General features: G+C 35.4%; 14 protein-coding genes and 1 riboswitch. All 14 genes read right to left on the minus strand.

Going from position 1 to position 15,057, the window contains the following annotated elements:
* Positions 1 to 179: 179 nt before the first annotated feature.
* Positions 180 to 371, minus strand: a riboswitch (cobalamin riboswitch).
* A 160-nt stretch (positions 372 to 531) separates the two neighbouring features.
* On the minus strand, positions 532 to 1,449 hold the full coding sequence (locus LC095_RS04460; RefSeq protein ID WP_226527012.1) for an AraC family transcriptional regulator: 918 nt from the start codon (positions 1,447 to 1,449) through the stop codon (positions 532 to 534).
* Positions 1,450 to 1,598: 149 nt separating this feature from the next.
* Positions 1,599 to 2,597: a Gfo/Idh/MocA family protein gene (locus LC095_RS04465; RefSeq protein ID WP_226527013.1), complete on the minus strand. Its 999-nt coding sequence runs from the start codon at positions 2,595 to 2,597 to the stop codon at positions 1,599 to 1,601.
* Between the two features lie 72 nt (positions 2,598 to 2,669).
* Positions 2,670 to 4,067 carry a sulfatase gene (locus tag LC095_RS04470; protein WP_226527014.1) on the minus strand — a complete coding sequence of 466 codons (1,398 nt, stop codon included), beginning with the start codon at positions 4,065 to 4,067 and terminating at the stop codon, positions 2,670 to 2,672.
* A 6-nt stretch (positions 4,068 to 4,073) separates the two neighbouring features.
* A complete protein-coding gene (locus LC095_RS04475) occupies positions 4,074 to 4,898 on the minus strand; it encodes a sugar phosphate isomerase/epimerase family protein (RefSeq protein WP_226527015.1) in 825 nt (274 codons plus the stop codon).
* Positions 4,895 to 5,917 carry a Gfo/Idh/MocA family protein gene (locus LC095_RS04480; protein ID WP_226527016.1) on the minus strand — a complete coding sequence of 341 codons (1,023 nt, stop codon included), beginning with the start codon at positions 5,915 to 5,917 and terminating at the stop codon, positions 4,895 to 4,897. The genes LC095_RS04475 and LC095_RS04480 overlap by 4 nt, the downstream gene beginning before the upstream one ends.
* Positions 5,918 to 6,070: 153 nt before the next feature.
* Positions 6,071 to 6,898 (minus strand): carbohydrate ABC transporter permease, encoded by an 828-nt coding sequence (locus LC095_RS04485; RefSeq protein ID WP_226527017.1) that lies wholly within the window; start codon positions 6,896 to 6,898, stop codon positions 6,071 to 6,073.
* A 19-nt stretch (positions 6,899 to 6,917) separates the two neighbouring features.
* Positions 6,918 to 7,859 carry a carbohydrate ABC transporter permease gene (locus tag LC095_RS04490; protein ID WP_226527018.1) on the minus strand — a complete coding sequence of 314 codons (942 nt, stop codon included), beginning with the start codon at positions 7,857 to 7,859 and terminating at the stop codon, positions 6,918 to 6,920.
* Positions 7,860 to 7,937: 78 nt separating this feature from the next.
* Entirely contained in the window at positions 7,938 to 9,440 is a 1,503-nt protein-coding gene (locus LC095_RS04495; RefSeq protein WP_226527019.1) for an ABC transporter substrate-binding protein, read from the minus strand.
* Between the two features lie 21 nt (positions 9,441 to 9,461).
* Positions 9,462 to 10,847 carry a sulfatase gene (locus LC095_RS04500; protein WP_226527020.1) on the minus strand — a complete coding sequence of 462 codons (1,386 nt, stop codon included), beginning with the start codon at positions 10,845 to 10,847 and terminating at the stop codon, positions 9,462 to 9,464.
* Between the two features lie 453 nt (positions 10,848 to 11,300).
* Positions 11,301 to 12,581 carry an MFS transporter gene (locus tag LC095_RS04505; RefSeq protein ID WP_226527021.1) on the minus strand — a complete coding sequence of 427 codons (1,281 nt, stop codon included), beginning with the start codon at positions 12,579 to 12,581 and terminating at the stop codon, positions 11,301 to 11,303.
* A 214-nt stretch (positions 12,582 to 12,795) separates the two neighbouring features.
* A complete protein-coding gene (locus LC095_RS04510; protein WP_226527022.1) occupies positions 12,796 to 13,185 on the minus strand; it encodes a VOC family protein in 390 nt (129 codons plus the stop codon).
* A 23-nt stretch (positions 13,186 to 13,208) separates the two neighbouring features.
* Complete coding sequence (locus LC095_RS04515) at positions 13,209 to 13,604, minus strand: VOC family protein (RefSeq protein ID WP_226527023.1); 396 nt, start codon at positions 13,602 to 13,604, stop codon at positions 13,209 to 13,211.
* A 139-nt stretch (positions 13,605 to 13,743) separates the two neighbouring features.
* Positions 13,744 to 14,331: a GyrI-like domain-containing protein gene (locus tag LC095_RS04520; protein WP_226527024.1), complete on the minus strand. Its 588-nt coding sequence runs from the start codon at positions 14,329 to 14,331 to the stop codon at positions 13,744 to 13,746.
* 116 nt (positions 14,332 to 14,447) lie between these two features.
* Positions 14,448 to 14,903, minus strand: coding sequence for an SRPBCC family protein (locus LC095_RS04525; protein ID WP_226527025.1), 456 nt, complete (start codon positions 14,901 to 14,903; stop codon positions 14,448 to 14,450).
* Between the last annotated feature and the right edge of the window lie 154 nt (positions 14,904 to 15,057).

Consider the following 15,057-nt stretch of genomic DNA (forward strand, 5'->3'; position numbering starts at 1 on the left):
ATTCTCCCTTTCTTTTTTGAACACAAAAAAACGCTATTCTCTATAGAAAGCGTTGAATAAAGGCATCTAAATGGTATTTCTCTTGGTTAAGATATGTATACTTCCAATCTACTATAAAAATAATAGCAATAAAGCAGCAAGAGACTAAAGAGCACTTTAAACATTCCTTTCCTCGAGGAAGCTTAATAAACATAATAGGCAGGTCTCCTGACTTACGAATATGACTGTCGGTTATTCCTTCCCATGCTTAACACACAGTGGATATTACATAACCTTACTCTTCGTTTACAGTGGCGGGACCGTGTTGGATTTACACCAAACTTCCCTCTTAGTCTTACATATGGTAAGAAACCTATTTGTTCAGTATTTATTTTTTTGTTTTCTATTAGAGAGTATAATATAGACTTAGTAGTTTGTAAAATGGATTTGTTGTTGAAAGGTACATTGTTAAAAATAGAAGAGAAAAACGATTATATTCCTGAAACATATCATTTATTACTCTATCAATTTATCTGTTCTTTTCATATATCATTAATGATGAATACTTGTAGTGTAGCTACTTGCTTTAAATTTACCGGGAGAACACCCAACTATTCTTCGAAATAAGCGGCTAAAAAACGCAGGGTCTTCATAACCGACTCTTATCGCAACATTAATCACTTTTTCATCCGTTTCTATTAAATATTGTTTAGCTTTTTCAATTCTAATATTGTGTACCATCTCTATTATGGTCTGTCCTGTTTCTTGTTTAAATAGGCGGTTTAGATGACGTGGACTGATATTAAATAAGTGACAGAGGGTCTGGATGGAGATTTTCTGATCATAGTTTCTCGTTAAATATCCACATATTCTTTGAATCAAAATGTTTACATCATCTTGCTTTGAGAGAGGCTGAATAGATCTTGATTTTTTTTCATTATATTGACGGGACAAAATGATCAACAATTCCACTAGCTGTAAACGTATTAAAGTGGAGTAGCATGAATTTTCCTTGTTGTATTCAAACATCATCCCTTCTAATAGATGCAGGAATCTTGATGACGTATTGACATCTAAATTTAAGAGATGATGAAAACGCTCATTATTATCTAAGAAAGGATGAATATAAAAATAATCCATTGATTGAGAAACACCTAGTTCTTTTAACCAGGAATCTTGAATTAAATTAGGAAGAAATAAGCAATTAATAATTTCTAATGATTCTCCCTTATCAATATTGAACGTATGAACTTCACCAGGATTAATGATAAAAACATCATTTGTTTTTATCATGTAGGATTGTTCTTCAAATATATGTCTTGCATTACCTTTAACTACAAATACAAGTTCGATGAACTCATGTGAATGCGCAGGAGGTATGTTTAAAGAATCATGATGAAATCTCTGAATCCAAAACGGAAATTCTTCTGTTTTCATATATTCACTACTTTGATATGTAGTTGCTGACATATATGTGCCTCCTCTAGATAAAATAACCTGGGTGTTTACCTAGTAAGTAAACATTTTCCTCCTTATTAGTAAACGCATACAATAAGTATTAATCAATCTCTTTTTATAGTCAATTACCGAAATGAAAATGGTGTTTTTTTACTACAAATTCAATTTCCAATTTCAATAACTGCGCCATTTTCCAATTGTGAGCGTATAGCTGCTTCTATTACTTCCTGTGCTGCTAACGCTTCATGACCAGAGCCAGTGATTTTTTCCGGTGGAATAGATTGTTTTATCTCACTTATAAACGTATTTATTCTATTTTTAAAAGTTTCATTAAAACCATTCATTCCTGTTAGAACTGAATTGCGAAACACCTTTAATTCACTACTTTTATGCGGATAAAACGTTAAGTTTTCATATACATTATCAATAAAAAATCGACCCTTATTCCCGGCAACTTCACAAGACTCTATTGGATGGTTGTTATCCATATCATAACTACCCGTTAAATGACCAACTGCACCAGATTCAAATTCTAAATTGATTGATGCTGTAGACCATACTTTTCTACCAGGTGCTTTTGTCATAAATGCTTGAACTCGTTTAATATTTCCTCCAAAATAACGAATCACATCGATCGAATGTGTGTGAAGTGCCCTCATGTGGATCCAGGGACTAGATTCGTTAGGGTTACCAATTGTTAATTTCATATTAAGATATAATAATGCTCCGAGGTCTCCATTATCAATCCACTTTTTAGCCTGTTCTGCAACCGGTACAAATCGGTGATTTAAATTACATGCTAACCGCACGTTTTTTTCTTTTGCATAACTCACCAATTCCCGTGCTTCTTCAATGCTATTAGATAAAGGTTTTTCTACCAGCACATCTTTTCCTGCCTCAATCGCCATTCTTGCAGGTGCAAAATGATGTGAACCGTTTTCTTTACCACCAGTTGCAATACTAATAACATCAATCTCCTCATTTTCTAACATACTTTTCAAATCTTTATAGGCAAGTACGTTAAATTCATTGGCTGCTGCATTCGCCAATTCTTTATTTAGATCGCAAACAGCAATTAGGTCGGTGTCGTTATTTTCCTTAAAATAACGACAATGTATTTTCCCTATATTGTTAACGCCGACAACGGCTGCTTTTATCATTATTTTCTATCCTTTCTTAGATCAAATACTTCGAAGGATCCTTCGAAGTATTTTCGGAAATTTTAAAAAGAATTAAAGCTGTTCTTCTTTTTTCTTCTCTTGTAACTTTTGGGCAGTATGAATGGATCCGATGTATAATGAATCGTAAGCTTCCTGTGAAGTTTTAAAAGGTCCTTGGTCTAAACCATGCCAATTTAGGTTTGTAAACATAGGATTCTTTCTGCCACTTTCTTGTTCTCTCTTCCTTATATATTCATTAAGCCTCCCTGTTAATAAATTGACAATTTCCGGCTCCTCATCTGCTACATTTTGTAATTCATTTGGATCTTTCACGAGATTATACAGCTCTACTTCAGGTTTAAAATGAAAATCCGGTTCAAGAGCAACAATCAGCTTCCATTCCGGAGTGCGCCAACCATGTTTACGCATCCAAGTACATTCTGTAAGATAAAATTCCGGTTCCTGACTAAACGTTTCCCCTACTTCTCTTACTATGGACATAAGATTTCTTCCGTCAAATGTAATATTCGTATCAATACCTAAAACATCTAGGATTGTAGGCATAATATCTTTTATTAATGAGGAATCCTTCACTCTCTTCCCTTCGGGTAATCCGGGATATTTAAGGATTAATGGTACAATAAGATTATGTTCATATAGACTATGATGATCGTACCAACATTCATGTTCATTTAATGTTTCACCGTGATCTGATGTGATGATGATGAGTGTTTCTTCAGTTAAACCCAGTGTTTCAACAGAAGTTAATATATTTTGTATACATGCATCCATATAGGCAACAGCACCATCGTACTGGGCATCAATGTATTCTGAGTCTGTACAGTCTTTAGGTATCCATGAAGTTATAAAGTCAGCAAAAGGTTTAAATTCCTTCATTTTTGCTAAAGAACTATTTGATGGATCACATTCATCACCATCAAAAAACATTCTTTCATATGGCTTTGGAGGTAAGTATGGAGAATGTGGATCCATATGTCTTAAAAACAAGAAAAATGGTTTCTCATCATTTGCGAGTCTTTTTAATTCCGGAAGTGCAACATCATTAAGGTTTTGCGCTTTCGGACAACGTCCTGTTTCATCAGGCTGCCAAGCTTCATAATCAATATATTTTTGGAAACCCCTTGAGGCAGGGTTTCCTGTAAACCCGATACAAGTTGTGTTATAGCCATTTTCATTTAGAACTTCTGGAAGTGTTTTAACATGTTCACCCAATGGGCCATGATGTCTAAGAGCTACAACATCTGTGCCAAAACAATCCATACCTGTAAGCATTGAAGCATAACCTGGTGTGGTTGGAATACTAGGACTAAAATGGTTTTCAAATAATACCCCTGATTCAGCTAACTTATCAATATGCGGTGTTGTTAATCGATTGTATCCATAGGAACTCATTCGGTCTCTTCTTAGACTATCAATCCCAAAGAGAATGACATTTGCCTGTTTTTTCATAACAAATTATCCTTTCTGAACAAAATTAGTTTCTCTTGCTCCTAAAGCTTTTAAGGTTGCATTCAGATACCCATAACTTTCTGCTGCCACGATGGACACATCAGCCAAAGAATGCTGATTCGCTCCAATGATTTCTAAACAAACCGGTCCACTGTAATTACCTTCCACCATAGCCTTACAATATGCATAAAGATTTATATCACCACGTCCACATGCTTGATTCGAGATATTTCCTGGCCCCGTTGAACGCCCTTTACAATCACGAATATGAATATGTTTCACTCGATTTAGTACTCTGATAAGCTCTTCTTCAGGATTTTCATTTCCCCTGTAGATATGACTTGGATCCATATCAATACCAAATGCAGTAGATGAAATTTCATTCATGGCTCGTAGTGTTGTAGGCGTGTTATAAATGGCATTCCCCACATGCGCTTTTACACAAAGTGTAACTCCATAAGTCTCTGCCTTTTTCGATAATCGGTAAAGGGTTTCAATGGATTGCTGAAGGTCACCCTCATCACCCGACTTCCCTCCAGGTCCTACATTAATAATAGGAATGCCCATCTCAGCTCCTGCCTCAAAGGCTTTTGCCAACCGGTCTTCATCAAGTGAAGCAACCTCCATTGAAAGAAATTCAAGGTTATTTTCGTTAAGTATTGACCTTAATTCTCCTGCTTGCTCCCTCCATCGATCTAACTCTAAATGTTCACACATCCCTTTTATTGCAGAGATTTCAACTCCATCGTATCCACATAAAGCGATCTGTCTGGCAGCCGTTGCAAAATCAAAATCTTTAAATAGTACAGAATTTACACCAAGTTTTATCATATTATCCCTCCTGAGATTAGCTCTACATCTTTTACCTCAACGATTGTACCTGTTTCAAAAGATTTTATGGCTGCTTCAATAATTTGCTGAGCCTTTAAAGCATCTTGACCTGAACCATCCACTTGATCATATGGAACACCTTGAATTAACTGATTTACAAAGGAATCGATTCTGGATTTAAATGTTTCCGGAAAAGATCTCATGCCTCCTAAATAACTGTAGCTTTCAGTCTCAATACTTGTTCGTGGATAATATGTTAATTTCTCACATGCATCTTCAAGTACAAATCTTCCTTTTGAGCCTACCACTTCACAAAGTTCTAACCCATAGCTCGCTCCAGCATCATAGCTTCCTACTAAATGACCAATTGCACCATTTTCAAATTCCAATATGATTTGAGTGTTGGACCATATTTGCCTGCCTTCTCCTTTCATCATAAATGCACCAACCCTTTTGACATCTCCGCAAAAATATCTAATCACATCAAAAGAGTGTGGATGTAATGCGCGTAAATGGAACCATGGTGAGCTTTCTACTGGATTGTTAATCCACATTCTCATATTTATCATATGAAGCTTTCCAATACGGCCGTTTTCAACCCATTCTTTTGCCTTTTCAGCAGCAGGTGTAAAGCGATGATTGAGATTTACTGCGTAAGGTATTTTATTTTGTTTGGCAAGTTCAACCATTTTATGTCCTTCTTCAATATTATTTGATATCGGTTTTTCACCAAGAACTGGGATACCTGCATTTAATAATTCCATAGTGGGTGTATAGTGTTCACTTCCATTCTCTTCTCCTTTTGTGCAAACGCTTACAATATCTAGTTTCATTCCACTATTAAGCATCTCTTTTACACTGTAAAAGGCTTTACAACCAAACTTATTTGCAGCTTGATCAGCTTTTGCTTTTACAATGTCACAAATTGCTACAATTTCTGTGTATGGATTTTCTTCATATACTTTTGCATGTATACTACCTATGTTTCCAATTCCTACAACCGCTACTTTTAATGTCATTTAATCATCCCCATTTCTGGTTACCATATTTGCTTTTACCTCTTTATACTGAAAACATTTCTAAGTTGGAATAAATTCATGTTAACTTAACCTGGAACTTTCTTCATTGCTCATTCTGCCACTTTAATGGTCGATTTGGCCAAATGAATCTTATTAGATTTTTACTGCACCAGAGGTTAATCCTTTCATAAATAATCTCATTGTAAATAAGAACAAGATTAATAATGGTAACGAGGCAATCGTGTAGCCTGCAAACATCGGACCATATAATGTTTGTGAAACAAATTGACTCTCAAACTGTATTAATCCAACAGTGATTGGGAATTTAGTAGGATCACTCAATAAAACTAACGGCATCATATATTCATTCCAAATAGCTAGAAGGTTCCAAATTGCCATTGTTCCAATGATCGGCTTGGATAATGGAAGAACAATCTGCCAAAATACTCGAAGTTCACCACAACCATCAATACGGGCTGCTTCAAACAATTCTTCAGGTAACGAGGCGAAGGATTGTCTAAAAACAAAAATTGTAAAGGCTTGACCCCCAGCTGCAAAGGCAATGATTAAGCCCATATATGAGTCTAGCAAGCCAAAACTTTTAACTAATAAGAAAAGAGGAATTAACGTAAGCAATCCGGGAATCATGAGTAAAGCAACCACTGACATATATAAAAAGTTCTTGCCCTTAAATCTCAAACGTGCAAAGGAATAACCTGCAAGTGCAGAAGTTGTAATAATAATTAACACACTTACTACCCCTACAAAAACTGAGTTAAAAATATAACCGCCAATAGCTTCCCATGCAACGGCATAATTTTCAAAGTGTAAAGGAAAAGTTATGCCAAAGAAATTGCTATAAAATTGGCCATTTGTTTTGAACGAGGTGATAATCATATAAAAAAACGGGTAAAGGGCAATAAATGCCAACACGATAAGAAATAGATGGCTCCAAAAATCTTGCTTAATGATTTTAAGCATCGTATTCTCCTTTCATTTATCATGCTTTATATTCTGTGCTAGGATTAATAAACTTCATCTGAATCCAAGTTAAAATCAAAACAATTACAAAAATCACCATAGAAACAGCCATTCCTAGTCCGAATTCTCCATTTTGGAATGCAAGGAAATACATGTAAAGTCCAGGAACATATGATGAATAACCTGGTCCTCCATTTGTCATAACTAATGGGAGTGTTACGTTTTGTAGTAATTGAATCACTGTTAAGATCAATATTAATTTCACTTGTCCCATAACTAAGGGAATCTCTATTTGAAAAAACCTTCTAACTTTCGTGATTCCATCCAGTTTTGCAGATTCATAGACACTTTCTGAAATAGATTGTAATCCGGCATAGAAAATTAATAGGTTAAACGGTACAACAAAAGGAAACCCTACAAACATCAATGCGTAAAGAGCAATATTTGGATCACCCAGCCAGTTTTGTATAATTCCATTTAGTCCCAATGTTTTCAATAAAGTGTTTAGCACGCCTACGTTTGGATCATAGATAAATCCCCATATCATAAACATAACAATTCCTGGGACAACTACTGGAATAACGAATAATACACGGTAAATATACTGCATTCTTTTACTTTTTAAATGAAAGATAACAACAGCAACGAATAAAGGAATAAGCAGTTCTACGATTACTTTAATGATTGTCCATAACCCAACATTTTTCATCGAAATCAAAAAGATCTTGTCTTTGAGCAAAGTTATATAATTTTGAAGACCGGTAAATTGCGGTTGATTGAACCCGTCCCAATTTGTAAATGAAAAACCTATTGCTATCAAGGCAGGATAATACATAAAGGTGATCAAAAGAATAAAGGAAGGAATAAGCATTCCATAACCGGATTTCCAATTATACCGCAATTTTCCTACCTTTTTCTTTTTCATACTGCTGTTTTCTAATTGTTGGACTGTTTCTGCCATAAGCTTCTCCCCTTTCATTAAGAAAGCGGACTATTTACAATCATTTTTCGTTTTTTAGCCCGCGCATTCGTTTATTCGTTATTCTTCTAAATATTCCGATAAGTCCCAGTTGTTTTGTTGAATCAATGAATCTGCCGTTTTTTCCATCTCTGTATCAGCCACCTTAGCAAACTCTTCTAATGTGGTATCACCAAGAATATATCCTTGGAAGCCACGATAGATTGCATCCAGTTCTTTCTTTTCAAGATTAATACCACCAAAAACACTTTGTAATGGTTGATTAGCAAGGTCCGATAAACCACTTAATTCTTCTATCGGTTTTGCTCCTGCAACTGTAGGTACATTTTCCCCTAGCTCATTAACAATTGCTTCATTATGTTCTGGAGTTGTAATATACATTAACCAATCGATTATAGCCTTTTCTTTCGCTGGAGTTAGAGAATTATTCGCTTTCTTTGTTGGAACAGCATATTGAAATGATGCACTAGGTCCACCGATTGCTGCAGACGAATCAAATTCTGTTGCGAATTCTGAAGTAGCATGATCAGGAAACGGATTTTTAAACGATGACCACTCAAAATCAGGGTTTGCTGATTTAATTTGTTGTGATGCCCAGGATCCATCGAAATACATCCCAACTTCTCCTGTTAAAAAGGCAAGCATTGTTCCTTGTCCATTTGAATCACCACCAGTAAAATCCGGTTGCCAATATTGTGAAAAATCTTTTAAAATAGGCCATATAGCCATCCATTTCTCATTTTCGGGTCCGAATACACCCTTTTTAATAGCAATAACTTGATCTTGATTAGTAATTCCCTCATTCCCTGTATAGCGAAGCTCATCATATTGGTCTGCAAAGAAATTTGTAAAAAACAATCTAGTTAACCATGTGATTCTGTCTGTACCGGTAGGAGTTGAAGCAAGATTCCATGCAAAAGGAGTATACCCGGCATCTTTTAATTTTTGACATGCTACAATAAACTCTGACCATGTTGTTGGCATCTCTTTGATACCTGCTTTTTCAAATGCTTCTTTATTAAAATACGTTGCTGTTCCAACATAGTCTCCATTTATAACATAAGTACTTCCATCTGCTGACTTCGTATCAGAAATAATTTGTCTATTCAACAATTCATTCCAAGGTTTATTTTCAACGTAAGGATTTGGTTGTTCCAGGTATTCTGATAAATCCGTAAGTGTCCCTTTTGCTAATGCTGTATTTGCGTCATACCATTGGCTCCAAATAATATCTGGTAATTGACCGCCAGATGCCTTAGTTCGAACCCATGTCATATAGTCTTGATCTGCAGGTAATCCTTTAATAAATTCAATTTTAATCCCCGTTTCTTTTTCATACTCTTCTGCTAATTTTTTCAAAACTGTTGCTGGTTTTTGATTAGCGTTTAAAACTCTGTTAGGACTATAGGTTCCTGCATACATTGTAATGGTTCCGCTAAACTCTTCCCCGTCTGTCTGATCCGTTTCATCAGGAGATGAACTAGGAACAATACATCCTGTAAGGAGTGATGAAACTAATAGAATAATAATCGAAATCAAACCGAATTTTCTTACAGTTTTCATACAATCAACTCCTGTTTTTATTTAGGATTGGTTATTAAAAGCTAAATCAATTTTCTCTCGTTTTGGGTCAGCCTTCCATTCATCCCATGTCATTCCGTATTCTGAGAGAACTTTTTCAATCCTACGTTTAAAAGGAAGTCCTTCTTCTATTAAGACTTCATTCATTGGGTCCTTTTCAGATCCAAGTTTTGAATCTACCCAGTCATTTAACTGTTTTTTAAACTTTTCTACTTGCTTAGGAAGCTTGTCAGATAGATTTGTTTCTTCATTTGGATCTTCTAATATGTCATAGAGTTCGATTGGTGGTCGGGAAAAAGGACCAGAGTCATACGTCTCAATGTATTTATATTGGTTGGTCCTGATACCTCTAGCAGCTTGCCAAGCACATTCACTTAAATATATTTCAGAATGATGGCTTATTTTTTTACCTAGAATGAGTGGCCAGAGACTTTTCCCATCAAGCTTGTCTGGTAATTCAAGACCTATTGCTTCGAGCAATGTAGGCATTAAATCGGCATGCTGAACTAAATTTGATACTTTTAAACCTTCCGGAATTTTGCCAGGCCAACGCATAATCATTGGTACATGAACTGTTGCCTCATAGAGTCCACAATGATCCCAGTATATATCATGCTCTGTTAAGCTCTCCCCATGATCCCCAAATAACACAAGCAAAGTATCATCCTTAATACCCAGCTTTATTAAATACTCATCTAAATCTTTTAACATATCATCTAAATATCGAATTTCCGCATCGTATAAGGCGCTTACATAATTAGAGTCAGTAATATTTTCAAGTAAATCAAAGTGATGGCGCTTAAAAAATGGATATGCAGGATGATTAAATGCAGGCTCCATACTTTTATTCGTTAAATCATAAGGATTTTTCTCGAAATCGTAAAATTCTTTGATATATTCTTTAGGTGGTAAATAAGGTGTATGCGGATCCCAGTAGTGCAAAAATAGAAAGAAATCTTCATCTTTATGTTCATTTATCCAAGGTTTAGCAAACTTATTAATTGAATGACCTTTTATCCACCTTGTTTTTCCAGTTGTATTCATATAATACTGATAACCTCTTGCGAACCATTCCTTTAAGTGATATAGATTATCAACTGCCGCTGTTGTAAATCCTGCCTTTCTTATAATAGTTGGAAGCCACTCATGGTCTTTTGGTAAATATGAGGATGGAGAACCGTGTGAAACTACTCCTGTAGTTAATCCTACTTTCCCGGTAAAAATACACGTATGCGCAACTTCGGTAGGAATATCGGATGCATATGCTTGTGTAAATAAGACCCCTTCTTTTGCAATTTGATCCATATAAGGGCTGGTTGGATGCTTATATCCATAACACCCTAGATTTTTCGCCCTAAGTGTGTCTAGTGAGATAAAAATTACCTTCACATTACTCCCCCTAATATAAATTTTAAAAGGTTATTAAGCGATTTTACCCTTTTTTATATCTTACTTTTTAACAGTGGAAAATTCATGGTCATTAAGGTCATGTTATTGGCGGATTAAGCCAAAAGGAAGGTCTATATCTCCACAATTTGTAGAAATGATTCAATTTGCAGGCTGTAGTCATTATCTAAAAGGACTTAAATTCCGTGGAGAAAAGTGATAAGTAAAGCTTGAGTTAATTGGGGGTGAAAATGATTAATAATAATTTATATAAAAAGAGGAATGTGAGGTTTCTTTATTATCATACCCTTATTAAGTATATGAATCTTACAATGGTCTACCTGTTTGCTTTATTCAATAGTATTGAACTAAGTAAACAGGTAGTATTGAAGTAGTACTTTTTTTCATGCATGAAAAAACGGTCAAAGCTAAAAATCATAGCTTCATAGCGAGTATCTAATAACTAAGTTCCTCCGATTGGACAACTTCCTGCTGTTTTTCTTTTATTAGAAATCCTCCAAACATACCTAAAATGGAAAAAACCACAGGAATCATAAATCCGTAAAAATAACCGATATGACTATTGGCGGTTTGGAATGAGTCCAAAACTGTTCCGAAAATGCTTGGTAATAATACTGCACTCAAGAAACCTCCCATGTTCGCAAAACCCGTAGCAACTCCCACTTCTTTTGCTTCAAATGACTGGCGGACAACCGCGAAGGTTAATGCACTGGCACCATTTCCAAAGCCGATAATGAAAAAGAGCAAAACAAGTATAAAAAGTGGTGGTTTACCACTAAAAACGAGGAAAGTGGTCCAACTCAAAAAAATCATACAATGAAAAATCAAATACGGCTTTTTAATTGAATTTATTCGGCTTGATATCATAGTTGCTAAAGGTGCTCCAATGATGGCCCCAAAAAGACCGATCATAATAAATTGACTAGCTGTTGACAGGGACATATCAAATACTGACGTCCCGTAAGGAACGGCCCATGAACCGATGAAGCCTACATACGTCCCTACTGCCCCAAAATGACAGAAAAAGGCTGCCCAAGCCTGCCGGTTCGTAAAAATCCGCTTTAATATTACCGAGATTTTCTCTGGTTTAGTTTTTATTTTTTTTAGTGAAGAGTCTGGTAAACTATTTGATTTAATGATTCGTTTTGGTTGATAAATGAGTACAACGTAGAGGAGTATTCCACATAGTAATAATAGAATTCCCATAGATAAAAAGGATGTTCTCCATCCTAATAAGCCGATCCAAAGCGAAAATGGCACTGTTGCCAGCAAAAAACCTAAGCTTCCTGACACACCTGCCATTCCAAGTAATTTAACAAATTCATTTCCTTTAAACCACTGACTTAGAATTAAGACTAAATTTACCCAAATGGCAGAATCACCGGTTCCGACAATTAATCTTGCAATAAGAAGAAAGGTTTCATTCGGTGCGAGACTATACAGTAATGTCCCGATTCCGGTCAAAATTGTCCCAATGATAAGAAATAAATTTGGACCGAAGCGATCGGACAAAATCCCAATCGGCACTTGCAAACCGGCATAGGCAAAAAATTGTATGCTTGCGATAAATCCAATGGTTGCAGCCGTGACACTAAATTCATTCATCAATTGATCTGTAATTAAGCCCGGTGCTGTTCTTTGGCTAACGATAAGAAAATACGTGAACAGTACGGATGCAAAAACGATCCATCTGTACTTACTGGTTTGTTTGTTCATTTGTAGATGCTCCTGTTTGTATAGATTCCTATGTTTATTATAAACTAAATTTTTTCATTGAAGGTGTTTTTAGTTTTAATTTAGTTACATCGCCCTTTTAGAAATTTATAAACAAAACCCCATTTCAATACCAATTGAAATGAGGTTAATTTTGTCGAATATTAGTTGTGGTTGTATCTTAATAATCTTTTGTAGAAAAAATATGTATGAACCACTAACTAGTTATTTGTTTATCTTCCCTTAATAGATATTCATTCCCATCTTGGTCAAAAAATGTGAACATTGTCCCGAAGGGCATTCTTAACATTTCACCCACTTTGACACCCTTTTGCACCATACTATCATATGCTGATTCAATATCAGTAGTGCTGAAGAGGATGGAAGGATGAGCTACCTTTGAGGGTTGCTGTTGTTCCATTGCTGCCTTGGAATACAACACAAGGGTTGTAAATTCATTATCACTAGGTCCGACTTCAATCCATTTTGCATTTGGTCCCATAGGTTGTTCTAGTTTTAAAACAAATCCTAGTTTATTTAACCAAAATTCCTTTGCTTGTTCTTGATCCTGAACATAGACAGAAATTTTACCAATTTTATCAATCATTAGTTTCTTCCACCTTACATCAATTATTTGGCATTTTCATCTGGTTGATGAATGCCAAATGTGTTTCCTTCAGGGTCAATATAGTAACCTTGCCAAGCCATACCTGGAAGAGCGTATTTTGGAAGAGCAACTTTTCCACCATTTTTTACAATTTTAGCTTCAGTAGAATCGTAATCTTCCACGCCCATTGTACATGCGTAGCCATTCAATGCTTGTCCATTTTCCGGTGCAGCTCCATGACGTTGCATCAAAGCTCCATTGATTCCCGGTTCGTTTGCATCTCCGGTCACAGCTCCAAAATATGGCATTCCGGCATATTCACTCCAATCTTCAAACGTCCAGCCAAATACCTCACCGTAAAACTTCTTTGCTCGCTCCATGTCACTTACATGTATTTCGAAATGTACAATTCTTCCCATATTTTCCTCCTTGTTTTCCAAACAGAATTTGTTTTCCATCAAATGTTAACATTCTACATAGAGGGCTAATACTCCTACTGTATTTTATAATAATAATGTGTTTATTCAACATCCTATCGTTTCATAATTAAACTAGAATTTAATTCTTTGACTTAACCTTATATCGTAAAACTGTTTTTAGTTTAGCTGGTTTGACTTTTCTTACATCAGATAGATAAATTTCTCTATGATCAAATGAAATCCTTTCAAGGTGATGTTTATTTGAAAATTCATCTATTTTTTCAAACGTTTGAGGTTCATTGTCATAAGGACCTATGTGGAGCATTTGTACGGTTAAACCATCTTCCATTGACTCAAATGTTACTTCATCAAGGAGAGGAGTGGGCTTCTTTTTCCTGACTTGTTCAAATGCTTTCTCCACTATTTCTACATTCACAAAATCCGGTTGTCTAATCATGTTGGTATACAATAATTCATCCTTATTTAACTCATCTAATTGTATACCTTTTTCAGTTAAACTCCAAATACCTTCTAAAGGATAGACAGTATAATCATAATATCCTTCTGGAGTAAATCCTTGTTTTGGCATCATTTTAATAGCATATGCCAGCGAATAAAGGACTTCGACTTTACGGGAGAATACATCTTCATTTGGATTTCCTTTTCCCGTTATCATTAAAAAGTTTTGCCTTGGAACCTTTAGTAATTCAGGTTTTTCTTTGGGCAAATATAATATTTTCTCTTTTTTTCTCCATTCATGCTTCAAAATTATTCACCTGTTTTCCTTCGAATTATGATTTATCATTCTTTAAAAGATCTATTTGGCCTACTGAAAGTTGAGGTTCACTCTTTCTCCAAGTAGCTTTTTAACGAATCCAAATCTTTCGCACAAGCTTTCTTAAAGGTACCGGCCATCAATTTCCCGAATAATTTTGCTAGTCCTGTAAGTCCATTTATTTCCCCGTCCAATTTAATCTCTGTAGAATCATTCTTTGAAGATAGAATGTATGTAAACACAAATTCACCTTTGCCTGTTGTTCCTTTTGTTCCATCACAGCGCAACACTATTTTATGGGGTTCCTTCAATTCAACGACTTCAAAATGTTCGGTAGCTTCTGTTCCAAACATTTTTCGTGTTTCCCTCCATTCACTTCCTACTTTAAGAGGTCCCTCATCCATCCGCTCGATTTTGACTAAGCCTTTCATCCAATTCCGTGCAGAATCAAGATCCAACAAACCAAAATATGCTCTTTGCTTCGTTACCTGTACCGTTCTCACTACTTCAAAACGTATGCTCATAAAACTTCCTCCTATACCACACCTATAATTATTTTTAAAACTTTAGCTTATTTTAATAATGTACTAAGAATAAGTTCCACAAACGTGTTTATAGTCCTTCTTATTTTCACTACATGGAACCTTGTAGTATGTTTATTTGTCTATTTAAAAATCC

Origin of the sequence: Metabacillus niabensis, assembly GCF_020524345.1 — a bacterium.
Lineage (GTDB): Bacteria > Bacillota > Bacilli > Bacillales > Bacillaceae > Metabacillus > Metabacillus niabensis_B.